This window comes from Curtobacterium sp. NPDC089185 (assembly GCF_040685235.1).
Classification (GTDB): Bacteria; Actinomycetota; Actinomycetes; order Actinomycetales; family Microbacteriaceae; genus Curtobacterium; species Curtobacterium citri.
In genome coordinates this window covers 215,701-241,544 of the sequence record NZ_JBFBHK010000005.1, presented here as the reverse complement: position 1 = coordinate 241,544, position 25,844 = coordinate 215,701, and the positions used below count along the sequence as shown (strand labels likewise).

At 73.1% G+C, this 25,844-nt stretch carries 25 protein-coding genes and 1 tRNA gene; 16 read left to right on the top strand and 10 right to left on the bottom strand.

What is annotated here, in order from left to right; translation table 11 throughout:
* Window positions 1–3: 3 nt before the first annotated feature.
* The 7 genes from AB0N84_RS07715 to AB0N84_RS07685 all read left to right on the top strand — a co-directional run bounded on the left by AB0N84_RS07715 (window position 4) and on the right by AB0N84_RS07685 (window position 5,699).
* Window positions 4–699, top strand: a complete 696-nt coding sequence (locus tag AB0N84_RS07715; RefSeq protein ID WP_363544904.1) for an alpha/beta hydrolase — start codon at window positions 4–6, stop codon at window positions 697–699.
* A gap of 271 nt (window positions 700–970) precedes the next feature.
* Window positions 971–1,207: a 50S ribosomal protein L28 gene (gene rpmB, locus AB0N84_RS07710; RefSeq protein WP_022903747.1), complete on the top strand. Its 237-nt coding sequence runs from the start codon at window positions 971–973 to the stop codon at window positions 1,205–1,207.
* The gene (rpmG, locus tag AB0N84_RS07705; protein WP_022908193.1) at window positions 1,207–1,377 is read left to right on the top strand and encodes a 50S ribosomal protein L33; all 171 of its coding nucleotides are present in this window, start codon (window positions 1,207–1,209) and stop codon (window positions 1,375–1,377) included. The genes rpmB and rpmG overlap by 1 nt, the downstream gene beginning before the upstream one ends.
* Before the next feature lie 2 nt (window positions 1,378–1,379).
* Window positions 1,380–1,685 carry a 30S ribosomal protein S14 gene (rpsN, locus tag AB0N84_RS07700; RefSeq protein WP_022903745.1) on the top strand — a complete coding sequence of 102 codons (306 nt, stop codon included), beginning with the start codon at window positions 1,380–1,382 and terminating at the stop codon, window positions 1,683–1,685.
* Window positions 1,686–1,979: 294 nt separating this feature from the next.
* Window positions 1,980–2,267 (top strand): HU family DNA-binding protein, encoded by a 288-nt coding sequence (locus AB0N84_RS07695; protein ID WP_058727660.1) that lies wholly within the window; start codon window positions 1,980–1,982, stop codon window positions 2,265–2,267.
* Between the two features lie 169 nt (window positions 2,268–2,436).
* Window positions 2,437–4,392, top strand: a complete 1,956-nt coding sequence (locus tag AB0N84_RS07690) for a cytochrome c oxidase assembly protein (RefSeq protein ID WP_363544898.1) — start codon at window positions 2,437–2,439, stop codon at window positions 4,390–4,392.
* On the top strand, window positions 4,389–5,699 hold the full coding sequence (locus tag AB0N84_RS07685) for an AAA family ATPase (RefSeq protein ID WP_363544895.1): 1,311 nt from the start codon (window positions 4,389–4,391) through the stop codon (window positions 5,697–5,699). Before AB0N84_RS07690 ends, AB0N84_RS07685 begins: the two co-directional genes overlap by 4 nt.
* A gap of 242 nt (window positions 5,700–5,941) precedes the next feature.
* Here the strand turns inward: AB0N84_RS07685 and AB0N84_RS07680 are convergent, their stop codons facing one another.
* Entirely contained in the window at window positions 5,942–6,391 is a 450-nt protein-coding gene (locus AB0N84_RS07680) for a DUF4383 domain-containing protein (RefSeq protein WP_189319549.1), read from the bottom strand.
* A 337-nt stretch (window positions 6,392–6,728) separates the two neighbouring features.
* Here AB0N84_RS07680 and AB0N84_RS07675 point away from each other — a divergent pair, with 337 nt between their 5' ends.
* Together AB0N84_RS07675 and AB0N84_RS07670 are read left to right on the top strand one after the other, a co-directional pair.
* Complete coding sequence (locus AB0N84_RS07675) at window positions 6,729–7,526, top strand: phosphatase PAP2 family protein (protein WP_289459217.1); 798 nt, start codon at window positions 6,729–6,731, stop codon at window positions 7,524–7,526.
* Window positions 7,527–7,668: 142 nt separating this feature from the next.
* Window positions 7,669–8,808: a CE1758 family FMN-dependent luciferase-like monooxygenase gene (locus AB0N84_RS07670; protein WP_069711971.1), complete on the top strand. Its 1,140-nt coding sequence runs from the start codon at window positions 7,669–7,671 to the stop codon at window positions 8,806–8,808.
* A gap of 91 nt (window positions 8,809–8,899) precedes the next feature.
* Here the strand turns inward: AB0N84_RS07670 and AB0N84_RS07665 are convergent, their stop codons facing one another.
* Together AB0N84_RS07665 and AB0N84_RS07660 are read right to left on the bottom strand one after the other, a co-directional pair.
* Window positions 8,900–9,286: a multidrug efflux SMR transporter gene (locus AB0N84_RS07665; RefSeq protein WP_182046443.1), complete on the bottom strand. Its 387-nt coding sequence runs from the start codon at window positions 9,284–9,286 to the stop codon at window positions 8,900–8,902.
* Between the two features lies 1 nt (window position 9,287).
* A complete protein-coding gene (locus tag AB0N84_RS07660) occupies window positions 9,288–9,602 on the bottom strand; it encodes a multidrug efflux SMR transporter (RefSeq protein ID WP_289459251.1) in 315 nt (104 codons plus the stop codon).
* 87 nt (window positions 9,603–9,689) lie between these two features.
* Here AB0N84_RS07660 and AB0N84_RS07655 point away from each other — a divergent pair, with 87 nt between their 5' ends.
* The 4 genes from AB0N84_RS07655 (at window position 9,690) to AB0N84_RS07640 (ending at window position 13,679) form a co-directional block, all read left to right on the top strand.
* Complete coding sequence (locus AB0N84_RS07655) at window positions 9,690–10,268, top strand: TetR family transcriptional regulator C-terminal domain-containing protein (protein WP_363544889.1); 579 nt, start codon at window positions 9,690–9,692, stop codon at window positions 10,266–10,268.
* Between the two features lie 94 nt (window positions 10,269–10,362).
* Window positions 10,363–11,376 (top strand): permease, encoded by a 1,014-nt coding sequence (locus AB0N84_RS07650; protein WP_289459214.1) that lies wholly within the window; start codon window positions 10,363–10,365, stop codon window positions 11,374–11,376.
* Complete coding sequence (locus AB0N84_RS07645) at window positions 11,363–12,256, top strand: TIGR03943 family protein (RefSeq protein ID WP_363544885.1); 894 nt, start codon at window positions 11,363–11,365, stop codon at window positions 12,254–12,256. Before AB0N84_RS07650 ends, AB0N84_RS07645 begins: the two co-directional genes overlap by 14 nt.
* Entirely contained in the window at window positions 12,246–13,679 is a 1,434-nt protein-coding gene (locus AB0N84_RS07640) for a hypothetical protein (RefSeq protein ID WP_363544882.1), read from the top strand. The genes AB0N84_RS07645 and AB0N84_RS07640 overlap by 11 nt, the downstream gene beginning before the upstream one ends.
* 66 nt (window positions 13,680–13,745) lie before the next feature.
* Here the strand turns inward: AB0N84_RS07640 and AB0N84_RS07635 are convergent, their stop codons facing one another.
* From AB0N84_RS07635 to AB0N84_RS07610, 6 genes are all read right to left on the bottom strand, one after another.
* Window positions 13,746–14,705 (bottom strand): AraC family transcriptional regulator, encoded by a 960-nt coding sequence (locus tag AB0N84_RS07635; protein WP_182046438.1) that lies wholly within the window; start codon window positions 14,703–14,705, stop codon window positions 13,746–13,748.
* 181 nt (window positions 14,706–14,886) lie between these two features.
* Complete coding sequence (locus AB0N84_RS07630; protein WP_182046437.1) at window positions 14,887–15,933, bottom strand: NAD(P)-dependent alcohol dehydrogenase; 1,047 nt, start codon at window positions 15,931–15,933, stop codon at window positions 14,887–14,889.
* Window positions 15,934–16,070: 137 nt separating this feature from the next.
* Window positions 16,071–17,132 carry a glycerate kinase gene (locus AB0N84_RS07625; protein ID WP_363544877.1) on the bottom strand — a complete coding sequence of 354 codons (1,062 nt, stop codon included), beginning with the start codon at window positions 17,130–17,132 and terminating at the stop codon, window positions 16,071–16,073.
* A gap of 28 nt (window positions 17,133–17,160) precedes the next feature.
* A complete protein-coding gene (locus tag AB0N84_RS07620; RefSeq protein ID WP_363544874.1) occupies window positions 17,161–18,270 on the bottom strand; it encodes an FAD-dependent oxidoreductase in 1,110 nt (369 codons plus the stop codon).
* Window positions 18,271–18,307: 37 nt separating this feature from the next.
* Window positions 18,308–19,360 (bottom strand): BLUF domain-containing protein, encoded by a 1,053-nt coding sequence (locus AB0N84_RS07615; protein WP_182046434.1) that lies wholly within the window; start codon window positions 19,358–19,360, stop codon window positions 18,308–18,310.
* Window positions 19,361–19,479: 119 nt separating this feature from the next.
* Window positions 19,480–19,550 (bottom strand) — tRNA-Gly (locus AB0N84_RS07610).
* A 207-nt stretch (window positions 19,551–19,757) separates the two neighbouring features.
* Here AB0N84_RS07610 and AB0N84_RS07605 point away from each other — a divergent pair.
* The 3 genes from AB0N84_RS07605 (at window position 19,758) to AB0N84_RS07595 (ending at window position 23,649) form a co-directional block, all read left to right on the top strand.
* The gene (locus AB0N84_RS07605; protein ID WP_363544869.1) at window positions 19,758–20,837 is read left to right on the top strand and encodes a DUF6177 family protein; all 1,080 of its coding nucleotides are present in this window, start codon (window positions 19,758–19,760) and stop codon (window positions 20,835–20,837) included.
* 1 nt (window position 20,838) lies between these two features.
* The gene (locus tag AB0N84_RS07600; RefSeq protein ID WP_289459207.1) at window positions 20,839–21,174 is read left to right on the top strand and encodes a hypothetical protein; all 336 of its coding nucleotides are present in this window, start codon (window positions 20,839–20,841) and stop codon (window positions 21,172–21,174) included.
* 171 nt (window positions 21,175–21,345) lie between these two features.
* On the top strand, window positions 21,346–23,649 hold the full coding sequence (locus AB0N84_RS07595) for an Ig-like domain repeat protein (RefSeq protein WP_363544866.1): 2,304 nt from the start codon (window positions 21,346–21,348) through the stop codon (window positions 23,647–23,649).
* Window positions 23,650–23,751: 102 nt separating this feature from the next.
* Here AB0N84_RS07595 and AB0N84_RS07590 read toward each other — a convergent pair whose 3' ends face one another.
* Complete coding sequence (locus AB0N84_RS07590) at window positions 23,752–25,797, bottom strand: cytochrome c oxidase assembly protein (protein ID WP_363544863.1); 2,046 nt, start codon at window positions 25,795–25,797, stop codon at window positions 23,752–23,754.
* Window positions 25,798–25,844 lie beyond the last annotated feature (47 nt).

Below are 25,844 nucleotides of genomic sequence, written 5' to 3'. Positions count from 1 at the left end.
CGCATGCACGTCATCCTGGTGCCCGGGTTCTGGCTCGACGCGAGCGCGTGGGACGAGGTGACGCCCGTGCTGCAGGAGGCCGGGCACTCCGTCCAGGCGGTCACGCGGACCGGCGCGACGCTCGACGAGCAGGTCGCCGGGATCGTCGCGGTGCTCGACGAGGTCGCGACCCCCGCCGAACCCGTCGTGCTCGCCGGCCACTCGGGAGCAGGCCCGATGGTGCTCATGGCCGCGGACCAGCGGCCCTCGCTCGTGGCGCACCTGCTGTACGTCGACACGTTCCCCGGGCCCGAGGGCGGGTGCGTCAACGACGAGCTGCCCGTGGTGGACGGCGTCGTGCCGCTGCCGTCGTGGGACGTGTGGGAGCCGGCGACCGTCCGGGGGATGACGCCCGAGCTGCGCGAGGCCTTCGAACGCCGGGCGGTCCCGGAACCCGCTGCCGTGCCCTCCGACCCGTTCCACTACGCCGACCCCGCACGGCACCGGATCCCGGCGACCGTCGTGTCCTGCGAGGTCCCGGCGGCGGAGCTCGCGGCGATGGTCGCGGAGCACCACGCCTGGACGACCGAGCTCTCGGCGGTGGAGGACCTGACGATCGTGGGCCTCGAGACCGGGCACTGGCCGATGTTCACGGCGCCGGGGGAGCTCGGGGCGCTCCTGGTGCAGGCGCTCGCGCCGCGGCCGACCGCCGGGCTGTAGGCGGGCCCGCCCCGGCTTGTGACACGCCCGGTCGTCGCGTAGTGTTGACCCCTGGTCCGCCGCGTCCGCGTGGCAGACCCAGTTGTTCCAAGCCCTCCGACCGTCGCGAACGCCGCGGTCGCGCGGTGCTCGCAGCCCCTTCGACAGGGTCCGCGGGCCTGGGCGGTGCACACAACCCCCTCGCAGCCCGTTCCGACGGACCTGCGCGTGTGCGCCAGGCAAGTGAACTTGGGAGCGGCCGTCCGGTCGCTCGGTACCTCAGGAGGAAACCATGGCAGCAGTGTGCCAGGTGACCGGAGCCACCCCCGGCTTCGGACACAACATCTCGCACTCGCACCGCCGGACGAAGCGTCGCTTCGACCCGAACGTGCAGAAGAAGACGTACTACGTGCCCTCGCTTCGTCGTAACGTCACGCTCACGCTCAGCGCAAAGGGCATCAAGGTGATCGACGCACGCGGCATCGAGTCCGTCGTCAAGGATCTCCTCGCCCGTGGGGAGAAGATCTGATGGCCAAGAAGGGTCAGGACGTCCGTCCGATCATCAAGCTCCGCTCCACCGCGGGGACCGGGTTCACCTACGTGACCAAGAAGAACCGTCGCAACAACCCGGACCGCCTCGTGCTCAAGAAGTACGACCCGGTGATCCGCAAGCACGTCGACTTCCGTGAGGAGCGCTAAGCATGGCGAAGAAGAGCAAGATCGCGAAGAACAACCAGCGCGCCGAGGTCATCGCGCGCTACGCCGAGCGTCGTCTCGAGCTGAAGAAGGCCCTCGTGGACCCGAACGGCACCGACGAGTCGCGTGAGGCCGCCCGCGTCGGCCTGCAGAAGCTCCCGCGCGACGCGTCGCCGGTGCGCTACCGCAACCGCGACGCCATCGACGGTCGCCCCCGTGGCCACCTCGGTGAGTACGGCATCAGCCGTGTCCGCTTCCGCGACATGGCCCACCGTGGCGAGCTGCCGGGCATCACGAAGAGCTCCTGGTAAGCACCATCCCGCACGAACGCCCCGTCCCCTCCGAGGGACGGGGCGTTCGTCGTCCCCCCGGTCGCTGAGCAGCCGTCACGATCGTCACATCCGTCACTCGGACCCCTCGGAACCCTCGACAAGCCCGGAAATCCGGGCGAGTCGGTCGTCCGCACACCCGCTGGCTGGTAGGTTCGCTGTCGGTTCCGCCCGGCGTGCTCGCCTGTGGAGCCACCACGTCCAGGGCACCCGCTCCGGGCGGGCGGGCGTCCCGAACGTCCCACCGACACTGCAAGAAGTCCGAGGAGGACATCCATGGCTGACAAGTCACTGAACCGCACCGAGCTCGTCGCTGCCGTCGCGCAGGAGTCCGGCCAGAGCCAGGCCACCGTCAACGGCGTCGTCGACGCGCTGTTCAGCGTCGTCTCGTCGTCGGTCGCCGACGGCACCAAGGTCACCATCCCGGGCTGGATCGCCTTCGAGAAGACCCACCGCGCCGCGCGCACCGGCCGCAACCCGCAGACGGGTGACGCCATCGAGATCGCCGCGAGCGACTCGGTCAAGGTCAGCGCCGGCTCGAAGCTCAAGGCTGCCGTCAAGTAGCACCCCCGGAACACCACTCGGAAGGGACGGCCTCGGCCGTCCCTTCCGTCGTTCCCGGACGACGTCAGGGTCCACGGGCACCCCTGCACGGCCGGGAGGCGCGGGTCACCGCCCACAGGTCGGCCCACCCGCGTGCCGTGGTCGGGCGGGCAGCGCCTAGGCTTGTCGGGTGGACCGGATCGCACGCATCGCCGGCCCCGCCGTGCTGCTGCTCGTCGGGTTCGTCTCGCTCCTCGTCGCCCTCGTGATCGGCGGCGGGGCGGACCGTGCACTCATCGCGGACCCCGGCGCCGTCGTGCGCTTCGGGCTGCCGATCGCGCGGCTCGTCGTCGACCTGTCCGCCGCCGCGACCATCGGCGGACTGGCCCTCACCGTCGTCGGACTGTCCCGCAGCCGTCCGGAGTGGGACCGCGCGATCGACGTCGCCGCGGGTGCCGCCGGCGTCTGGACCGTGGCGGCAGCCGTCACCACGTTCTTCACGTTCCTGTCCGTCGCCGGGTCGCCCGTCAGCATCGGCGAGCAGTTCGGCCAGTCGATGGGGGTGTTCCTCACCGGGACCGACCTCGGGACGGCCTGGCTCGTCTCCGTGCTCGTCGCGGCCGCGGTGACGGTGCTCTGCTTCGCCGTGCGCGGGCGCGGCATGGTCGCCCTCACCACCGGTGTCGCCATGATCGGGCTCGTGCCGCTCGCGCAGCAGGGGCACGCCGCCGGGACCGCCAGCCACGACTCGGCCGTGACCGCGCTCGGGCTGCACCTCGTCGGCGCCGCGCTCTGGGTCGGCGGGCTGCTGCTCGTCGTCCTGCTGCGGAACGTCCTTCCCGGCGACCGGCTGCCGCTCGTCGTCGCGCGGTACTCGAGCATCGCGCTGGGGTGCTTCGTCCTCGTCGCGGTGTCGGGCACCGCCTCGGCGCAGATCCGCGTCGGAGCACTGTCGAACCTCGCGACGCCGTACGGGGTCCTCGTGCTCGTCAAGATCGCGGCGATCGTCGGCATCGGGGTCCTCGGCGCCGTCCAGCGCCGCCGGGCCATCCGCGCGCTCACCGATGCGCCCGACCGGCGCGGCCCGTTCTGGACCCTGGTGCTCGTCGAGCTCGCGGTGATGGGGGTCGCCAGCGGGTTCGCCGCGGCGCTCGGCCGCACGGCCACCCCCGCTGGCGAGGTCGCGCTGAGCAAGACGACGAACCCCACGCCGGCCGAGCTCCTCACCGACGACCCGCTGCCCGCCGACCCGGGTGCGTGGGGCTGGCTGACCGCGTGGAACCTCGACCTGTTCTGGCTGATGGCCGCCGTGCTCGCGGCCGCCGCGTACACGGCCGGTGTCGTCCGCCTCCGCCGCCGTGGCGTCTCCTGGCCCGTCCACCGCACCGTCGCGGCGGCGATCGCCGTCGTGTCGCTCGTCCTGGCGACCTCCGGCTCGCTGCACACCTACGACCGCTTCCTCGTGTCGGCGAACGTCGGCGCGCACGTGCTCCTCGGCCTGGTCGTCCCCGCGCTCGTCTGGGCTGCCGCACCCGTGCAGCTCGTCCGCGCCGCCGTGCACCGGCGCGACGACGACTCCACCGGCGTGCGGGAGTGGACCGGGCTGCTCGTCGACAACGGCGTGGTGCGGTACCTCGCCCAGCCGTTCCCGTCGTTCGTGCTGCTCGCCGCGGTCTGGTGGGGCCTCTACGCCACGCAGGTGCTCCGCTGGTCGGTGAGCGACCCGTCCGGGCGCACCCTGGTGGACGTGGGGCTGCTGCTCGTCGGACTGCTGGCCGTGCCCACGCTCCTCACCCCGGTCGCCGCGGGCGCCCGGTCGGCCAGCACCGGTGCCGTGCTCGTGCGGGTCGCGGGCGCCGTCGTGGTCGCCGCCGGCGCGGTCTCGCTCGGCATCGCGATGCAGGGGCCGCTCGGGCTGCTGCAGGCGTCCTGGTTCGGCGCGATGGGCCGCGAGTGGGGTCCCGCGCCGCTGGTCGACCAGGCCCGCGGCGGCGTCGTGCTCGTCGTCGCCGGCGTCCTGCTCGTCGTGACGGTCGTCGTCGTCGCGCTGGTGCGGCTGCGGCGCGACCGCGTCCGTCCCGGCGGCGTCGAGCGGGGACCGGCATCGCCGGCACCGGCACCCGCGTCCGAGGCGGCGGCACGGTGAGCATCGTGCTGAGCGCCGAGCAGCAGGCCGTCTTCGAGTACATCGAGCACACCCGCGACCACGTCTTCATCACCGGACGTGCCGGTACCGGCAAGTCGACCCTCCTGAACCACCTGTCGTGGAACACCGAGAAGCAGGTCGTGATCTGCGCCCCGACCGGCGTCGCGGCGCTGAACGTCGGCGGGCAGACCATCCACTCGCTCTTCCGGCTGCCGATCGGGCTCATCGCCGACGCCGAACTCCGCCAGGGGCCGGAGACCCGCAAGCTCCTGAACACCATCGACACCCTGGTCATCGACGAGGTGTCGATGGTCAACGCCGACCTGCTCGACGCCATGGACCGCTCGCTCCGCAAGGCCCGCGGGCGGCAGTTCGAGGCCTTCGGCGGGGTGCAGGTGGTCATGTTCGGCGACCCGTACCAGCTCCCGCCCGTGCCGGGGGACGGCGACGAGCGCGCGTACTTCACCGACCACTACCGGTCCATGTGGTTCTTCGACGCGAAGGTGTGGCTCGAGACGGAGCTGCACATCGTCGAGCTGGCGACCGTGCACCGGCAGCGCGACGACGCCTTCGCTGCCATGCTCACGGCGGTGCGCCACGGCCGCGTGACGGCGGACGTGGCCGGACAGCTCAACACCGCGGGTGCGCGGCCGGCACCGGACGACGCGATCACGCTCGCGACCCGGAACGACACGGTGGCGCGGATCAACAAGGCCGCGCTCGAGCGGCTGCCCGGCAAGGTCAAGACGGCCCGCGCCGACGTGAACGGCGACTTCGGCGGGCGGAACTTCCCCGCGGACGAGGCGCTCGAGCTGAAGCCCGGGGCGCACGTGATGTTCCTGCGCAACGACCCCGACCAGCGCTGGGTGAACGGCACGCTCGGCGTCGTCACGACGATCCGCGACACGGTGTGGGTCGACGTCGACGGCGAGTCCTTCGAGGTCCAGCCGTCGGTCTGGGAGAAGTTCAAGTACTCCTACGACCCGGACAAGAAGGAGCTCAAGAAGGACACCGTGGGGGAGTTCCAGCAGTTCCCGCTGCGGTTGGCCTGGGCCGTGACGATCCACAAGTCGCAGGGGAGCACCTACGACCGAGCTGTCGTCGACCTCGGCAACCGGGTGTTCAGCGCCGGACAGACCTACGTCGCGCTGTCACGCCTCACGTCGCTCGAGGGGCTGTACCTGACGCGACCGCTCCGGCCGCAGGACATCATCGTGGACCTGGACGTCCGGCGCTTCATGTCCGAGGCGCCCCGGATCGTGGCGACCGAACTCGAGGCCGCCCGGCCGCGCGACGCCGACGCCTGACGCCCGGCCCGGCGCCTGGCGCGCCCGCCCGGCTCCGACGCGCCCGACCGGCTCCGCCGTGCCCGACCGGCTCCGCCGAGCGGGCACCATCGGGCACGCTCCGTGCCCCCGGGCGACGAGTCCTACCCACTCGACGACCAGCGCACGGCGTGTCCTGCCCGTTCGGCGCAGCCCGCCCCGCCCACCCGGCACGACGACGCCCCGCCCACCCGGAGGTGGACGGGGCGTCGAGGACGGTGCGGTCAGGCGCGCGCGGCCGCCCGCAGCGCCCGGACGTTCTCGCGGTCCGCACCGAACGCGGTGAGGAGCAGCACCACACCGACGATCGCGTGGAAGAGGTTGTCCGCGAACGTCAGGGCGAACACGTTGGCCGAGGTACTACCCAGCGCGAAGCCGTAGACGGCCATGACGACGAGCACGACCCCGACGAGCCGGTTGCCGTTCCGGGAACCGATGGTGGTGCCGAGCCCGGTGACGAGGAGCACGACGGCGAGCAGCACCCACAGCAGGCACAGCGCCGGGTTCACGCCGAACGCGTTCCAGAGCATGCCGCCCTCACGGCTGAAGAAGCCCGGGTCACCGTCCGCGGCGAAGAAGAAGCCGAGGAAGCCCCAGAGCGCCAGGAGCGATCCGGCGGTCAGGGCGAGTGCCCGGTTCGGCGACGCCGTGATGCTCGGTTCCTTGATGGCCACTTCGGTCTCCTCCTGGTACAGGGTGGTGGCACCGGTCGGGCCGGCGACGGGAGCCGGTGCGTCCGCCCGTGGTGCACGGGCGGTGCGGCCGTCGGATCCGGAGGTCGCTGACCCCTGGTTCACAGGCGCGGACCGGCGGACCAACGGTATCGTGTCGGACCCCGACCGTCCGAATCGCAGCCGCGGCACGAGACGGACGAGGAGCCCGATGATCGCCACGCCGAGGAGGACCACGCCGGTGACCCGCACGCCCGAACGCACGGCACCCGAGTCGCGTGGACCGAGTGTCTCGCGACGGATGCGGTGGGCGCTGCTGGCAGCTCTGGGGTTCGTGATCGTGCCTCTCGTCTACGCCGCCGCCGTGTTGACGCCGATCGGGCAGCGGGTCGAGGACGCCGCACTGGGCGGGGTCCGGGAGTCCGACCTGTTCGGGTCGGACACTGCGCTCAACGTCATCTCGGTGCCGGTCATCCTGTTGCTGGTGGTCGTCATCGCCGCCGTGGGTCTCGCTCGTCGCCGTCTCGCCGTGGGGCTCGGAGCGGGGGTCGTGGTGCTCGCCTCGGCGGCCACCTCGACGCTCGTCAAGCGTATCGCCGAGCGCCCGGAGATCGCCCAGTCGACCACGCCCAACTCCTTCCCGTCGGGGCACGCCACGATCGCCCTGGCCGCGCTGTTCGCCGTGCTGTTGGTGACACCGCGACGGTTCCGCCCCCTGGTGACGCTGGTCGGGACGGGGTACGCCGTGTTCGTCGCGAACCAGACCGTCGTGTACGGGTGGCACCGGGTGAGCGACATCGTCGGGGCCTGCGCGATCGCGCTCTTCTGGCTCGGACTCGTCCGTGCGGTCGGGCCGCGTGTCGACCGTGGGGAGCGCGGCGACCGGGACGGCCGACGGGGGCCCCGGCGCGCGGTGACGGTGGTGCTCCTCCTCGCCACCGGCGTCACGCTCCTGGTCGGCGTGGTTGCGCTGGTCGTGGCGGTGGCCCAGCTCGCCGACGTGCACGGGGCCGTCCTGGTCGCGGGGCGGATGGCATCGAGTGCGAGCGTGCTGGCGGTCGTGACCGTGGTGTGGATCGCCGACGGGATGCACCACGCGGCACAGACCGACGTCGCGGCCTTGCCACCGCGCGGCTGAACCGCCGAGGAGCGCGTCCGCACTGGCGGGAATGCCTCTCGCTGCGCTACGTTGTACCCGGCAAGTCGATGCAAACGCATCGAATCGGACGGCCAGCGACAGCAGCCAGCGACGAGCGGCCAGCAGCCAGGAGGCGTGCACCATGCAGTTCGGGATCTTCACCGTCAGCGACGTCACGACGGACCCCACCACCGGGACGACCCCGGACGACACCACGCGCGTGAAGGACATCCTCACGATCGCCGAGCACGCCGACCAGGCCGGCCTCGACGTCTTCGCGACCGGCGAGCACCACAACCCGCCCTTCGTCGCCTCGAGCCCGACGACGATGCTCGGCTACCTGGCCGGGCGCACGAAGCACATCACCCTGTCGACGAGCACCACGCTCGTCACCACGAACGACCCGGTACGCATCGCCGAGGAGTACGCGATGCTCCAGGTGATCAGCGACGGCCGCATGGACCTCATGATGGGCCGCGGCAACACGGGCCCGGTCTACCCGTGGTTCGGACAGGACATCCGCCAGGGCGTCAACCTGGCCATCGAGAACTACGCGCTCATCCGCCAGCTGTGGGAGAACGACGTCGTCGACTGGCAGGGGCGGTTCCGCACGCCGCTGCAGGGCTTCACCTCGACCCCGCGCCCGCTCGACGGTGTCCCGCCGTTCGTCTGGCACGGGTCGATCCGCACGCCCGAGATCGCCGAGCAGGCCGCCTACTACGGCGACGGCTTCCTCCACAACAACATCTTCTGGCCGATCCAGCACACCGAGCAGATGGTCGGCCTGTACCGCCAGCGCTTCGAGCACTACGGCCACGGCACCGCCGACCAGGCGATCGTCGGCCTCGGCGGCCAGTTCTTCGCGCGGAAGAACTCGCAGGACGCGTGGGACGAGTTCCGCCCGTACTTCGACAACGCCCCGGTGTACGGTCACGGCCCGTCGATGGAGGACTTCACCGCCCAGACGCCGCTGACCGTCGGTTCGCCGCAGCAGGTCATCGACCGGTACGCCGCGATGAAGGACCACGTCGGGCACTACCAGCGCCAGCTGTTCCTCGTCGACCACGCGGGCCTGCCCCTCAAGACGGTCCTCGAGCAGATCGACATCCTCGCCGAGGACATCGTCCCCGAGCTCCGGAAGATCAACGAGGCGGACCGCCCGGCACACGTGCCGTCGGACCCGCCGTCGCACGCCGACCGCGTGGCCGCCGCGCTCGCCGCGGGGACCGCGGGCAGCGACCACGTCGCGGCCGAGGACGAGTTCACGGGAGCGTCCGTCTGATCCCGTGAACGATGACGGACGGGAGGCGCGGTGCCAGCGGGCACCGCGCCTCCCGTCCGTCCCGGCGTGTGACCGGATACCGAGACTCGCCTCAGCGGACGGAACTCGCGTCCTCGCCGCGCGAAGGTGTCCGCAGGGACGAGCCTCGGGGCGCCGCCGGACGCGCCGGCACCAGCTTCAGGCCGACCACGCAGCCGACGATCCCCGCGATGAAGAGCAGGCGCAGGAACGTGACCGGCTCGGCGCCCGTCGCCATCCCCCAGAGGACCGTGAGGGCCGCGCCGGTGCCGGTCCACACCGCGTACGCCGTGCTGATCGGGATGTGCCGGAGCACGTAGCCGAACGCGACCAGGCTCACGACGATGGTGACCGCGAACAGCGCCGTCGGACCCGGCACGGTGAAGCCGTCGCTCGCGCCGAGGGCGGTCGCCCACACGGTCTCGAGCGCGGCGCTGACGAACAGGACGAACCACGCCACCTCAGCTCACCACCTTGAGGCCGACGACACAGGCGACCAGGCCGAGCACGAGGGCGATGCGGGCGATCGAGGCGGCCTCCTGCCGACGGAGGATCGCGACGACGACCGTCAGGGACGCCCCGATGCCGACCCACACCGCGTAGGCCGTGCCGACCGGGATCGCCTTCATGGCGAACGCGAGTCCGACCATGCTGAGCACCATGCCGGCGACGAACACGATCGTCGGCACGACCTTCCTGAACCCGTTCGACGCGCTCAGCGCGGTGGCCCACACCGCTTCGAGCACGCCGGACAGGACGAGCACCACCCAGGCCACGAGGCTCCTCTCCGTGAGTCGCACGGTTGTGCGACTCTTGCCCGCTCGACGGTAGCACGAGTCGCACGAGCGTGCGAGTATGGATCGGTGACGACCCGTGAGGACCTCGAGCAGCGCCGGACCGACGTGTCCGAGGCCGCGTGCCGCCTGCTCGCGCGCGACGGACTCGCGGCACTGAGCGTCCGTGGTGTCGCCGCCGAGGCCGGCCTGCCGCCGAGCACCGTCCGGTACGTCTTCCCGACGCAGGCCGCGATGCGCGGGCACACCATCACGCTCGTGTTCGACCGGACGCGGGAGCGCATCGACGCCCTGCCTGCCGACCTGCCGGACGCGGAGACCGCTCGACGGATCCTGCTCGAACTGCTGCCGTTGGACGACGAGCGGGTCGTCGAGCTCGACGTCTACCTGGCGCTCGGGAACGCCGCGCTCACCGACGCCGCACTCCGGCCGGCGCTCGACCGGGTCGTCGCGGAGATGCGGGCGTGGTGCGACCGCATCGTCGCGCTCGTCGGCGTGCCCGAGGACCAGCGCGCGGACGAGGCGTGTCGGCTGCACGCGCTCGTGGACGGGCTCGCGGTGCACGTCACGCGGCTCGACGCGGGGGCGTCCCACGACTGGGCGATCGCGCTGCTCGACCGGCACCTGGCGAGCCTGCCCATCGGGTGACCCGGCCGACCAAGCTCCGGGCGGCGGAGCGGGCAGCCGGGCGAGCGGGCGCGGCTGCAGGTCCCGCAGCGGTCGGCTCGCCTATCCTGTCCCGGTGACGAGCGCTCCCACTCGCCCCGCCCCCACCCGCACGCGCACCGGCCCCGGCCTGGTGCTCGGCGCCGTCGTGGTGCTGCTCGGCGTGCGCGTGGTGTCGCCGAGCGTCGGGACCGCCGGGCTGCCCGACGTCGTGCAGGACTTCCTGACGCTGGCCATCAGCGTCGTGGTCGAGTCGCTGCCGTTCGTGGTCCTCGGCATCGTGCTGTCGATCATCGTCGAGGTGTGGGTGCCCGCCGGGGTGCTCGAACGGATCCTCCCGGAGCGGCCGGTGCCGCGGCGCGCGGTGATCTCGCTGATCGGCATGCTCTTCCCGGTCTGCGAGTGCGGGAACGTGCCGCTCGCCCGCGGCCTCATGATGCGCGGCTTCGCCCCGGCCGAGGCGGTCACCTTCCTGGTCGCCGCGCCGATCCTCAACCCGCTCGTGATCATCAGCACGGCGCAGGCGTTCGGGTGGTCGGGGTGGATCCTCGTCGTCCGGATCGTCGGCGGGTTCGTGCTCGCGAACCTGGTCGGCTGGATCGTCGCGGCGCACCGTCGTCCGGCCGAGCTCCTGCTCCCCACCTTCGAAGCCCGCTGCCGCGCGGCGATCGGTGCACCGCAGAGCCGCCACCGCTGGCGCGAGAGCGCATCGCAGTTCGGTGGCGAGACCGCGACGATGATGCCCGCGCTGTTCGTCGGTGCCGGCCTGGCCGCGGCGATCCAGGTCGCCGTGCCCCGGTCGACGCTCGTGTCGATCGGCGCGAACCCGGTGCTGTCCGTCGCGGCGATGATGCTCCTGGCGATGACGATCTCGCTCTGCTCGAACGTCGACGCGTTCTTCGCGCTGTCCTTCGCGTCGACGTTCCTGCCCGGGTCGATCACGGCGTTCCTGCTCATCGGGCCGATCATCGACGTCAAGATGATCGCCCTGCTCCGGACGACCTTCCGGGCACGCTTCCTGGTGCTGCTCGCGGTCGTCTGCGTCCTGTTCACGGCGGCGGTCGGGTTGGTGATGAATGTCCTCGTCTGAGCAGGGCCCCGCGTACTTGGGGCTCGGGTCGGTGCTCGCGGTGGCGCTCGGCATGCTGTGGCTCGCGCTCGTCGGGCACCTCGACCTGTACATCAACCCGCGGTACGACCTGTTCACGATCGTGCTGGCCGCCGTCGCGGTGCCCGCGTCCGTCGCGGGGCTCGTCGCGGTGGCACGGGGCCACGGACACGCGCACGACGACGGAGCAGGGCACGCGCACAGCGACGGACCGGCGCACGAGCACGCGCACGACGACGGACCGGCGCACGCGCGGGACGATGCTGCGGACTCCTCCTACGAGGACGGCTCGGACGCGGCCCGCGCCGTCCGCCGCGCGGCACCGACGGCCGCCCGCGTCACCCGTCGCGTGCTCGGCGTCGCGGCCGCGGTGGTCACGGTCGGGATCACCGCCGCGATGCTCGTGCTCCCCCCGACGACCCTGTCCGCCCGGACCGCCCAGCAGCGGAGCGTCGACACCCCGACCCTGTCGAACGCGACCGGGACGCAGGACGTCGCCCTGCTGGGCAGCGAGGGCGTCGACACGTCCGAGTACGGCGTGAAGGACTGGGCGGCGCTCATCCGCCAGACCACGGACACGACGGCGCTCGTCGGCAAGCCCGTGGAGCTGTCCGGCTTCGTGGTGCCCGGCGCCGACGGCTCCTTCACGCTCACCCGCTTCGTGATCAGCTGCTGCGCCGTCGACGCGCAGCCCGTCGGCCTCGGCATCGTCACGGACGGCGCGGTGCCCGACGCCGACCGGTGGGTCCGGGTCACCGGGAAGCTCGCCGCGAACCCCGACCAGTCGGCGGAGGCGCGGATCGTCGTCCGTGCGGCGTCCGTCCGGGTGATCGACCAGCCGACGGACCCGTATGAGTACTGATCCCCGCACCACCGGTGCACGGGTGGAGGGTCCGCTCCGGCGGCGTCCCCGCGACCGCTACCGCCGCCGGCTCGTGGCGTCGCTCACGGTGTTCGTCCTCGTCGGTGCGGTCGCCGCGGTCGTCGGGTCGCAGCAGGGCCCGCGGCTCCGTGACGTGACCTACGACCCGACCGGGCTCGTGTCGCGACCCGCGCAGCGCGTCATCCTCACCGCGAACCAGGCGCTCCAGCGCGTGTCCGCCGACGCGGTCACGGTGACGCCGTCGGCCCCGCACACCGTGACGTCGAGCGGCAACACGATCGCGGTCGAGTTCGCCGGTCCGCTCTCGTACGACCGGTCGTACGAGATCGCGGTCGCCGGGGTGCGCGCGCCCGGACAGCCCGCCACCGCGGACCTCCGGACGACGATCACCACCGGGAGCACCGACGTGCTCGCGCTCGTGCCCGGGACCTCGGGCGCCCCGGACCGGATCGTGCGACGGTCCCTCGACGCCGGCGGCGCGACGACGGTCCTCCAGGCGCGGGGCATCACCGAGTACGCGCGCCTCGGCCGGTCGCTCGTCGTGGTCCGCGGCGGCGACGGCAGCTCGACCGTCGAGATCGTCCCGCTCGCCGGTGGCGTGCAGGACCGGGGCACACCCGTCGAGCGACTGACGCTCCCCACCTCGTCCGGACGGGTGACGGCCCTGCACGTCGCCGACGACGGGGCCTCGTTCGGCTTCGAGTACGCCGACACCTCGACCGGGCAGTCCCGGAACGTCGGGCTGTACGTCGTCGACATGACGGGCACGCACCTGCCGACCGCCGTCGCCGAGGACGGCCGACCCACCACGGGTGCGGTCCCGATGACCGTCGCGCAGTGGGCGTACGTGCCGCGCACCGAGAGCGCCCTGGTCCGCACCGGCTCCGACGACCTCGTCCTGGTCGACATGAGCGGGCGGACCGACCCGGTGCGCCTCGGCAGCGCCACGTTCCTGCACGGCTTCGTCGGCAGCGGCACCACGGCCGTCGTCGAGACCGGCACCGGGATCGTCCGCCTCGACCTCACGGACGGTCGGCGCACGCCGATCACCGCGCCGGCTGGCAGCACCGACGCGCCGTACCTCGGTCGGATCGCCCCGCTCACCGACGACACCTACGTCCGCGTCGTGGGCGACGTGCGGGCGGACGGCACCCTCGCCCAGCGCACCGTGCGCGTGGACGGGGACCGTGCCTCCCGGCTGCCCGTCCGGGTTCCCGACGACGCGAGCGTCACCGCGGTCTGCCCGTCGCCGAACGCGCAGTTCCTCGCCGTCACGACCGCGTCGGCGTCGGGCGCCCTCGTCAGCATCGTCGACGCGACCTCCGGGGCGCTCGAGGCGAGCGTGGACGCGTCGTCGGTCGACTGGTGCGGCGCCCTGCCCTCCGGCGACGAGGTGGGCTGAGAACGGGACGCGACCCGACGGGACGCGGTGCGACGCCCCGCGACGCGGTGCGTCCCGTCCTGCCGGTCAGCGGCGCAGCGTGTGCTTCGGGTACTCGCCGAACCGCCGCAGGTACTCGCCCGAGAACCGGCCCATGTGCGTGAAGCCCCAGCGGGACGCGACCTCGGCCACCGACACCGTCGCGGGCTCGGCGCGGAGCAGGTCGTCGTGCGCCCGGCGCAGCCGGACCTCGCGGAGGTACTGCATGGGCGTCCGGTCGAGCGTGCGTTGGAAGGACTCCTGCAGCCCCCGCACGCTGAGGTCCGCCGCACGGGCGATCTCGGACACCGTGAGCGGTTCGTGCGCGCGGGCGTGGATCGTCTCGACGGCACTGCGGATGCGGGCGTTGCGGTGCTCGCCCCAGCCGACCGGCGCGGCCTCGCCGTGGAAGCGGTACAGGTCGAGCAGGGAGCGGACGACCTCGCGCTGCGACTCGTGCCACGCGAGCGACGCGGTGCCCTCGTCACGCAGGACGCGGACGGAGGACGCCACCGAGGCACGCCACCGCTCCACCGCGGCCGTCGTCGGCGGGGTGGTGCGGTCGAACGCGAGCGTGCCGTCCACCAGGTACCGCTCCGACGCGACGTCGAGCACGAGGTCGCGGTCGAGGTGCACGAGCCGCTGGTCCCAGTCGCGGTAGTCCATGTCGAAGCGCTGCTCGACGGGGAACAGCACCGGGATGCCCGGCTGCATGCGGACGGCGTTGCGACCGGTGTCCACGGTCGCGGTGCCGGAGTCGATCCACTGCACGACGACCTGGCCCTCGACGGCGACGTCGCCGCGCAGGGTGCCGTGCATCTGCGAGCGACGGACGCTCATCCGGTCGTCACCGACCGCGACGTACCGGTACCAGTAATCGTCGTCGACGTGCCCGGAGTGCCAGGTCTTGCCGGCGTACATGCCGGCCAGGTCGGCGATCGCGGTGTCGGTCTCCGTGCCGGACACCGAGACCAGGGGACGGAGTCCCTCGTTCGTCGTGTTGTCCATCCGTCAAGCCTCTCGCGTCCGGGCCGCGGCGGCGACGAGCTGCGTGACGTGGACGATGCGGTCGCGTTCCGGGGACAGCGTACGTCCGCGGGGTGGCCAGAGGAAGGACGGGAGGCGCGCTGCTCACCGGCAGCGCGCCTCCCGTCCGGTGGGGGTCACCGGACCCCCGTGGCCCGGGTCGTCAGGCGAGGGTCGCCGTGTCGATCACGAAGCGGTACCGCACGTCCGAGGAGAGCACGCGCTCGTACGCCTCGTTGATGCGGTCGGCCGAGATGAGCTCGGTCTCGGGCAGGATGCCCTTCTCCGCGCAGAAGTCGAGCATCTCCTGGGTCTCCGCGATGCCGCCGATGGCGGAGCCCGCCCAGCTCAGGCGACGCGGGATCAGGGCGAAGGCCGGCACCTCGAGGGGCTCCGACGGCGCACCGACGTTGACGAGCGTGCCGTCGACCTGCAGCAGGCCGAGGTACGCCGCCATGTCGAGCTTCGCCGACACCGTGTTGATGATCAGCTCGAACGAGCCGGCCAGCTGCTCGAAGGTCGACGGGTCCTTCGTGGCGAAGTGGGCCTTCGCGCCGTAGCGGAGCGAGTCTTCCTGCTTCGAGGTGGTCTGCGACAGGACGGTGACCTCGGCGCCGAGGGCGACGGCGATCTTGACGGCCATGTGGCCGAGCCCGCCCATGCCGACGACGGCGACCTTCGAGCCGGGGCCGACCTTCCAGTGGTGCAGCGGCGAGTAGGTCGTGATGCCGGCGCAGAGCAGCGGCGCGACCTTCTCGATGTCGAGCGACTCCGGGACGCGGAGCACGAAGTCCTCGTTCACGACGACGGCCTCGGAGTAGCCGCCCTGGGTGATCGAGCCGTCGGCCGGGTCGACCGAGGCGTAGGTGCCGATGTTGCCCTTCAGGCAGTACTGCTCCTGGCCGGCGACGCACTGCTCGCACTCGCCGCAGGAGTTCACCATGCAGCCGACGCCGACACGGTCGCCGACCTGGTGCTTCGTGACGTCGCTGCCGACGGCGGAGACGTGGCCGACGATCTCGTGGCCGACGACCTGCGGGTACTGGATCGGGCCCCACTCGCCGCGGACGGTGTGGATGTCGGAGTGGCAGATGCCGGCGTAGGCGATGTCGATCTCGACGTCGTTCGGGCCGAGGTCGCGACGGGTGATGGTGGTCTTGACGAGCGGCTCGGTGGCCGACGGTGCCGCGTACGCGTTGACGGTGCGCATTGGTCTCCTCGTGGGGTGCTGCTTGGCGGGCCGGGTGCGACCCGTCCTCCAGTCTGGTGGAGCGCTCCTGGACGAGGGAGGTTGCGATGGGGACCCCCAGGCGCGGTGGGACGGGCGTGGCGCGGGGCCGCGGCCGGTCAGCCCGTGAGCCGTGCCAACCGCTGCCCCGCGATCCGGGCGAACCGCAGCGGCTCGCGCAGGGCGTCGTCCGGTTCCCCGGTCGTCTGCGTCGCGAGCACCACGAGCGATGCGGCCGCGTCGAACCCGTCGAGCGGTGCGTCGACCTCGCCGGCGACGAGCAGGACCCGCGCCCCGGGAGCGCGCTCGGCCGCGAGCGCCCGGACGACGGACGGCACCTTCCCCGCGGCGCTCTGGTCGTCGTACCGACCCTCGCCGGTCACGACCACGTCGGCGCCGTCGAGCAGCGCGGGCAACCCGAGGACGTCGGCGACCGCACGCGCGCCAGGGGCGAGGGTCGCGCCCCAGGCGAGCAGGCCGAACCCGACGCCACCGGCGGCACCCGCTCCGGGCGTCGCCGGGTCGACCTCGGGCAGGGCCAGCGCCCAGGCGGCGAGCCGTTCCTCGAGCGCCGGTGCCAGCTCGGGCGTGACGCCCTTCTGCGGTCCGAACACGGCGACCGCGCCGTCCGGCCCGAGCAGCGGGGAGGTCACGTCCGTCAGCACCACCGCACCACCGGCCTGCAGCGGCCGCAGGTGGCTCCGGTCGACGGAGCCGTCGGCGTGCGCGGTGAGCCCGAGTGCCTCGAGCACGGGTCGTCCGCCGTCGGTCGACGCGCTGCCGCCGATGCCGAGCACCAGCCCGGTCGCCCCGGCGTCGAGTGCCGCCGCGATCGCCTCGCCGAAGCCGCGGCTCGTGGCCGTCCCCGGCTGCAACCGTCCGCCGAGCAGCGGCAGGCCGCTCGTCGCCGCGAGCTCCACCACCGCCCGCCCGTCGGGGAGGCGGAGCCACGCCGTGTCGACCGGTGTCCCCGCGGGCCCGGTCACGGTGACCGGCACGCGTACGGCGTCCGGGACGGCCGCGGCGAACGCGTCGATCGTGCCCTCGCCGCCGTCGGCCGTGGGGGCACTCACGACGTCGTCGTCGGGGCGTTCGTCGAGCCAGCCGGCACGGATCGCCGCCGCGGTGTCGGCCGCGGTGGCGGTGCCCTTCAGGGAGTCCGGAGCGATGACGACGCGCACCCGACCACCGTAGCGGGGCGCCCGGTCGTCAGAGGGCGAAGCGCGGGTGGGGCTCCCCGCCGGTCGCCAGGTCGGCGACGAGCTCGCCGAGCAGCGGTGCGAACTTGAACCCGTGCCCGGAGAACCCGGTCGCCACCGTGAGCGGCCCGCGCCGGTCGATCACGAAGTCCTCGTCCGGGGTGGTGTCGTACAGGCAGCTGATCAGGCTCGGCCGCGAGGCGTCCACGCCGGGCACCCACCGCGCGACGTACGCCTGCAGGCGCTCCACCTCGGCCGCCACCGGCCGGTGGTCGCGGGCGTCGGGGTCGACGACCGGTCCGGTGCCGTGGAACCCGACCTTCACGCCCTCGCCCGGGGTCAGGAGCCCGTAGACGTCGTCGCCGTCCGCCCAGTGCACGAACGACGGCCACGCCGTGTCCGGCAGGTGGCTGGGGAAGTGCGCGGGCTGCTCCTGCGTGACGCGGACGGCCGGGAGGCGCGCCCCGCGTGCCGCGAGCAGCGCACCCACCAGCGTGGGCGCCCAGGACCCCACGGCCGCCACCAGGCTCGGCGTCCGGACCGACGTGCCGTCGCCGAGCGACACGGTGACGTCGTCACCGTGGTCCTCGATCGCGGTGACGCGGGTGTCGAAGCGGAGCTCGGCCAGCCCGGTGCGCTCGGCCAGGGTCAGGAAGACCTCGATCGCGTCGGCGGACCGGATCCGCCCCGCGGTCGCGTGGGTCAGGACGCGGCCCTCGAAGGCGATGCCCGGCCAGCGGGCTGCGGCCTCGTCCGTGGTGAGCGACTCGTGCGGGATCCCGGCCGACGCCAGTGCCGCGGCGATCGCGTCGACCACCTCGGGTCGCCCGTGGTCCACGGCGCCGGTGCGGTCGAGCAGGGTGGTGCCCGAGCGTGCCTCGAGCGCGTCCCAGAGCGCGAGCGCCCGGGTCGTCAGGTCGACGTACTCCGGGTCGGCGTAGCCCTGCCGGAAGATCCGGGTGGCACCGTGGGAGGACCCCTCGTGGTGGCCGCGGCCGTGCTGCTCGACGAGCAGGACGCGCTCGCCGCGGGCGGTCAGGGTGTACGCCGTCGCGGCGCCGACGATCCCGCCGCCGACGACCACGTGCGGGACCTCGGACGTGGTCGGGTCGGGCTGCATGACGGCAGCGTAGTGCGCGTGGCCGTCGTCGCCGTGGTCAGTGCGCCGGTGCGACCGGGACGTCCCAGTACGTCGGCTGCTCGTACTGCTCGGCCCACCCGCGGCGCATCCGGGTCGCCGCGCGGTCGAAGGCGTCGACCACGTCGGTGTCCGTCGTCAGGAGGGACTGCAACCGCAGCCCGTCGTACAGCGCGAGCAGCTGCTGCGTGCCGCGCACCGGGTCCATCGTGGCGGGCTCCCGCCCGCTCCGGACGTCCTCGGTGAGTGCCTCGCGGACGACCTCGCGGAACTGCAGGTAGGCCGACCGGTAGTAGTCGGCGCCCGGCGCCTCCGGGTCGGTGGCGACGACGAGGCTCGACGCGATGAGCCGCATCAGCGCGGGTTCCTCCGCGTGCGCGACGAGCAGGGCGTGGAGGTACGCGACGGTGCCCTTCTCGGCGGCGAGCGGCTGCAGCGGGAGGGAGACCGCGCGGGTCCAGCGCATCACGGTCGCGGCGAGGAGCGCGTGCGGGTTCGGGAAGAGGGCGTCGACCTCCGCGACGGACATGCCGCTGCGCTCGGCGACGGCCTCGACCGAGAACCCGGCCGGACCGTGGTCGTGGATCACGGTGATCGCACCGTTGATCGCCCGGGTCCTGGGGGCCTCGTCGTCGATCGTCTGCTGCGACGTCAGCGGCGCGAGCGGGTGCTTGCGGAACCACTCGAGCAGCCCGTGCGCACGCGACGCCGCGGACGCAGGGTCGGCGGGGCGGCCCGCCCGGAACAGGTCGCTGAAGCCGGGCACCTCCTGCACGAGCGGGTCGAGGGACTGGAAGGCCATGGACCAGTCCGGGAAGGAGCGCTCGGTGATCGCTTCGTCGAGCAGGACACGCACGTTCGTGTGCCGCGGGTCGACGCGGACCTGCTCGAACCGGTCGTGCACGACGTCGTCCTCGCCCTCGAGGATCCCGATGCAGTTGTCGCCCTTGTGCGCGAGCATCCCGGTCACGCCGAGGCGCGTGTTCTTCTCGCGGCCGACGGCGAGGATCTGCGCGAGCTCCGAGTCGGTGATCGGACGCGTCTGCGTGCTGGTGTAGACGAGCGAACGCATGCTCGCACCTCCTTGCTCCGGTGGAGCCGACGTGCTCCGACCCGATCCAAGGCCGTGCACGCACGGAGGGCAACCCCGCGTTCGGGAAGCGGCTCCCTCGGGAGCGTGTCCATCTGGAGAGCGAGTGACGGGAATCGAACCCGCGCTACCAGCTTGGGAAGCTGGAGTTCTACCATTGAACTACACTCGCGCGTCCCGCCCGGCGGGACGTGGCAAGCCTAGCGGATTCTCCGCTGGACGCCAGCCGTGCGCGCGCCGCACGCGGCGCGGCGGGGGCGGGTCGGGCCTCCCGTCCGGTCGCCGTGTCTCCCCTGTGAGGTCCCCGGGTCGACGGACACGTGTCGTCGCCGTGTGTACCGTCCAGGGGGTTCCGACGCCCTACCGGAGGAGGACCCGGATGGTCAGGCATCCCCTCATCGACGACGTGGTCGGCCCCGCCATCGTGGTCCGTTCGGCCTCGCCGGTCGTGTGGCTGACGGACTCGCTCGGCTCGCTGCTGCGACGCGCCTCGGCCTCCGGGCGGACGGTCGTGCTCCGCACCGGCCGGGAGGCGTCGCTCAGCCCCGCCCTGCGGCACGCGCTGGGCGCGCACGGAGCCGCGTGGGCCGTCGACGAGCAGGACGGCTCGCTGCGGGACGGCCGCACCGGCGTCCGCGCCGCCGGCGTCGAGGACTTCGTGCACGCCGGTCCGGAACTCGTCGGTCCGCCGTCGCCCGCGCACCCGGTCGCGTCCGGGTCCGTCCGGCAGATCAGCATCGACCTGACGCTCCGGCACCACGCCGACCGGGCGGTCGACCTCGGCTCCGCCATCGAGGCGCTCTGCGACACCGTCGGCACCTGTCCCACGCGGTGGGGCACGAGCGAACCGCTGACGGTGCCGTGGGACCGCTGGGTGGTCACGCAGTACGCCAAGCACGACGCCCCGGACGTGTCGACGTCGTACGCGGTGGGCGACGGCTTCTCGGCGACCATGACCGCGCACCTGCTCGACGGGGTCGTCGTCGAGACGATGTCCGCCGTGCTCACGATCCCCGAGGACGGTGCCGACCCCGCGCTCGCGGCGAAGCTCCTGGACGCCGTGCACCGGGTCGCCGCCGAGGTCGAGCCGGTGTTCGGCGTCGTGATGCAGCGCCGTGGGGACGCCGACCACCTGGTCCGCGCGGTCGCACACGGCGAACCGTCGCCGCTCGCGGTCGTCGTCGGTCCGGAGGCCGCCGGGTTCCTGGACCGCACGGGGGAGTGGCCGCCGGCGCGGACCTCGACGTCGGTGTTCGGGGGCGGCGGCCTGGTCGTGCGGCTCGAGGACGGGTGGGAGGCCCTCGAGGCGTTCCTCGACCGCATCGACGAGGACCGCTTCCTCCAGCTCGTCGGCGGCGCGCCGCTCGACCCCGCGCACGACGAGGGCACCCTCGACGGACACGACCGCGGCGCGCACGCGCACTCCGCCCACCGGACGGGCGGTCAGGGTGCCGCGTGACGTGACACTCCTCTGCCGCGGGCCGGTGCAGGCGCGGGACGTCGCGGAGGCGCTCCTGCTGCACGACGACGCGTGGGGCGTCCGTGCGCTCGACGACGGCCCGGTGCTGCAGGTCTGCCGCGACGCGGGGCACCCCGTGATCACGGTCCTCGGCGTCCGCCGGGTGGACTCGCTCGACGAGGTCGAGCGGATCCTGCCCGATGCGCCCGCCCTCTCGACCCCGCTGTGGTGGGTCGACACCGTCACCCCGTTCGGGCCCGAGGGAGAGCCCGGCGTCAGCGCCGCGCTCGAGGCCTCGATGGAGCTCGACGCGGTCTGCATCGTGCACGGAGACTGAGCGTCCCTCGCGGTCGGCGGTCTCCGGACAGGCGTCCTGCCCCCAGTACGGGGGTGTCCGGCGTCCTCGGTGCTCCACATCGCGCGGATCGCCCTACGGTGTGAGGACCCGAGTCGACGAGCCGGGCTGGCAGCTCCTCGTCGGCACCCCTCCTCACCGAACAGGGCTCCCTTGGCTCAACGACCTCAGCGGCGCGCCGTCGCGCGCGCTCGCAGCATCCTCGCCGGTCTCACCGTGGCCGGACTCGCCGGTCTCGCGCTCCTCGGCGCGGACGTCACCGCCGCCAGCGCCGCGGCCCCGACGCAGACGACCTTCGCCGACCAGACCTTCCGCGGCACCAGCGCGGGCGACGGCTGGGTGCTCCCGTCGACGCCCTCCGCCGCCGGGAACAGCGCGTGCCTGACGGCCGGTGCGTCGGGTGGTCCCGGCACGGGCTCGATCCCCGCCTGCGGTGACACGGCCGACGACGCCGGGTCCGGGGCGCTCCGCCTGACGTCGGCGTCGCAGGCCCTGATCGGTGCCGTCGGTGCCGTGCAGGCCGTGCCGACGGACAAGGGCCTCGACGCCTCGTTCACGACCTACCAGTACGACGGCAGCGGTGCCGACGGCATGGTCTTCTACCTGGCGGCGACCGACCCGTACAACCCCGCCGTGCCCACGAGGACCGGCTACACCGGCGGTGCGCTCGGCTACGCGGCCTACCCCGCCGGCGGTGTCGACGGCCTCGAGCACGCGTACCTCGGTGTCGGTCTCGACACCTACGGCGGGTTCGCCGGGAACTACACCGGCTGCGTCGGTGACCAGAGCCGCGGCGGTGCGGAGAACTCGGTGACCGTCCGCGGACCGGGCAACGGGTCCTCCGGGTACTGCGTCCAGTCGGTCACGCGCGCCGACCGCTCCCTCCGCGGCTCCGTCTCCACCGACCGCAGCGAGGTCGCCGTGCCCGTCGAGGTCGTCGTCAACCCGACCGCATCGGCGCTGACGGCACGCCGGTACCCGGACGTGTCGGTACCGGCCGGGCAGTACGCCGTCGTCTTCACGAGCGTGGGCGGCGCGCGCCAGGTCGTCACCGGTGCTCTGCCGAAGCTCGACCCGAGCAGCAACGTCGCGGGGATCGACCCCTCGTGGATCGACCCGGCGACCGGGTACCCCTACAAGCTCACCTACGGCTTCACCGCGGGCACGGGCGGTGCGACCGACGTGCACGAGGTCACCGACCTCGTCGCGACGACCGCCGCGGGCGCGGTCCCGGTGCTGACGGCGTGGACGGGAGGCGCGACCAGCGTCGCGCACGCCGGCTCCGGTACCGTCACGGTCACCCCGACCGTCTCCGCCGACGGCGGTTCCGAGACGCGCGCCGTCCGCACCACCACCACCTTCCCGACCGGCGTCACCCCGTCGGCGGACGGCGCGACCGGCACCGGTTGGACGTGCTCCGTGTCGGGTCAGGTCGTCACCTGCGAGCAGGCAGCCGCCGACCGTACCCCGGGCACCGACCTGCCCGAGCTCACGATCCCGTTCACGGTGACCGGCACCGCCCGCACCGCGACGGTGTCGACGGTCGTGTCGTCGATCGACGCCGAGGCGATCACCGTCACCCGCGACGTCAAGGTCGCCCCGCAGACGACCCTCGTCACGGTGGAGGACACCGCCGTCACCGTCGGCGACGACGCGTCGCTCCGCGCGACGGTGTCGTCGTCCGCGACGACCGACGCGACCGTCCCCACCGGGACCGTCCGGTTCACCGACGCGCAGACGGGTGCGCAGCTGTGCACGGCCGACCTGACGGACGGTACGGCGAGCTGCACCGTCCCCGCGACGACCGCCGGCGGGACCGTCGTCACCGCCGCGTACCTCGGTGACGCCGACCACGCGACCGCCGAGGGCACGGGGTCGCTCGTCGTGTCGAAGGTCCCGACGGCGGTCACCGCGACCGCGCCGGACGCCTCCGCGCCCGTCGCGGCCGGTGCCCCGGTGACGCTGACCGTCGACGGACCCGCGGCACGTGCCGGTCAGCCGGCACCCACGGGGACCGTCGAGTTCCGCGAGGGTGACCGGGTGCTCTGCGCCGTCACGCTCCCGGTCACGAGCTGCGACGTCGCCGGGCTCGGGTCCGGCCGTCACCGGATCGTCGCGGTCTACTCCGGCGACGCGGTGTACGCCGCGTCGACCTCGGACGAGTTCGACGTGACCGTGGCCGAGGCCGTCGTGCCGGTCCCGACCCCCGCGCCGACCACCCCGGCACCGGCACCGACCACGGCGCCGACCACCCCGGCGCCGACGGCGGCGGCGCCGGGCGCAGCTCCGGCGGGCGCCACGCCGAGCGCGACCCCGACGGCGGCAGCCGCACCCGGCGGCCTCGCCTTCACCGGGCCGACCGTCGCGCTCTGGACGGGGATCGCCCTCGCCGTCGCGCTGCTGGTGGCCGGTGTCGTGCTCCTGCTCGGCCGTCGCACCCGGGCGGCCCGGGGCTAGTCGGGTCGCTCCAGCGCAGCGAGCCAGCGCAACGAGACAGCGCACCGTGCGGATCCGCACGGGGCGCTGTCTCGTTGCTGGGCGGGTGCCCTCGCGGAGGACTCAGTCGCGTCGGTTCATGGCGGCGAGCTGCTCGTTGTACGCCTTGAGGTCGGCGTCGCCGTCGCGCTCGGCCTTGCGGTCGAGTCGCTTGGCATCGCGCTTGTCGCTCCGCACCCAGTTGCGCACCACGAGCAGGGCGACGAACACCATCGGCAGCTCCGACGCGCCCCAGGCGATGCCGCCGCCGGTGTGCTGGTCGGCGAGGAGCGCCCGGTCGTCGGTCTGCCCGAGCGCGTGGAACCAGTCGGCCGCGAACACCGACTGCGAGGTCATCACGGCGACGCCGAAGAAGGCGTGGAAGGCCAGGGTCGCGAGCAGCGCGATGATGAGGATCGGGTACTGCGGGCGCTGCGGCCCCGGATCGACGCCGACGAACACCCAGAAGAACAGGTAGCCGCTCAGTACGAAGTGCACGACCATCGCGACGTGCCACTCGTGCGACTGCATGGCGTACTGGAACGCCGGCGTGAAGTAGAACACCACGAGCGACCCGGCGAAGATCGTCCCGGCGACGGCGGGCTTCGCCATGAACTGCATGTACCGCGAGTGCGTGAAGAGCATGAGCCACTCACGGGCACCGCGCGAGCCGTCGTTCCGTACCGGGAGCGTGCGCAGCGCGAGGAGCACGGGGCCGCCGAGCACGAGCGGCAGCGGCACGAACATCATGAGGAGCATGTGCTGGAGCATGTGCGACGAGAAGTGCACCATGCCGTAGACCGCCGGTCCGGCCGAGGTCGTCCAGATGAAGAGCGCGCAGCCGAGCAGCCAGGCGATGGTGCGACCCACGGGCCACGAGTCACCACGCTGCCGGAGCTTCCGCACCGCGAGCAGGTACCAGCCGGCTCCGACGACGGCGATCGCCAGGTAGACCCAGTCGATGTGCCACTGCGTCAGGTAGGTCTGCACGGTCTGCGCCGGCGGGTAGGTGTAGCCGAGCAGGCCGGACCGGGTGTCCTGTCCCGTCTCGGGCGTCTGCGGGATCGGCGGCTGCGAGCGGGACACCGCGACGGAGACGCCGATCGCGACGGCCATGAACACGACCTCGGCCAGGGCGAAGCGGACGAACAGCCTGCGGTCGAGCGGCGAACGGAGGAGCCCCGGCACGAGCTTCCGGCGCTGCGCAACGCCGGCGAGCCCGAGCAGCACGAGGATGACCGCCTTGACGGTGATGAGCCACCCGTAGGTCGTCGTCACGAGGTCGGCCGGACCGGTCAGGCGCAGCGAGGCGTTGACGATGCCGGAGAACGCGACCGCGGCGAACGCCCAGCCCGCGAGCGTCGAGTAGCGCGCGACCACGCGTCCCGTGGCGCCCTTCGTGCGGGTGCGCAGGAGCAGCACGGCGACGAGTCCGCCGGCCCACACGCACACGGCGACCAGGTGCAAGGCGAGGGAGTTCACCGCGTTCGCGTGCTCGAGCGCCCCGGCGGCGTGACCGGACAGGGCGAGCGGCAGCAGCGCGAAGAGTCCGGCGACCGTCGCGACCGCCAGCGAGGTGACCCGCGTGGCGAAGGCGGCGACGAGCGTCGCGACGAGCACCGCGACGGCGGAGACGACGAGTGCCTGCCCGATCTCGACCTGGAACGCGAAGAGCAGGAAGTTGCGCGCGAACACCGGACTCGTGAGCGGGACACCCAGCGTGTTCGCGCCCGTGAGGACGATCCCCACGACCGCGGCGAGGAACCACACGGCACCGGCCGCGGCGCCCCAGCGGGCGGCCCGGTGCTGCACGGACGACATCGTGCGGTGGTCCTGCTTCTTCGCGGGGAGCGCGAACGCGGCCACGACGAGCAGGCCGATCGACAGCGCCGCGGCGGTGTCGTGCACGACCCGGGCGACCGGCAGGCCGTACTCCACGAGGTCACCGGCGGAGACGAGCTGCTGCGAGGCGGTGAACGCGCCGGTGAGCGTCATGCCGAGCACGGCGCAGGCTACGGCGAGCGGGACGGCGATGACCAGGACCGTCGCGACGGTGGTGGACCGTGCGGTGGTGGGGGCGGGTTCGGGTGCCGTGTCCCCGGGCTGCGTGGCGGCTGACGTGACGGTCATGACCGTCCAATGGTAGGTCCGCCGCCTGACACCACCATCCCAGTCCG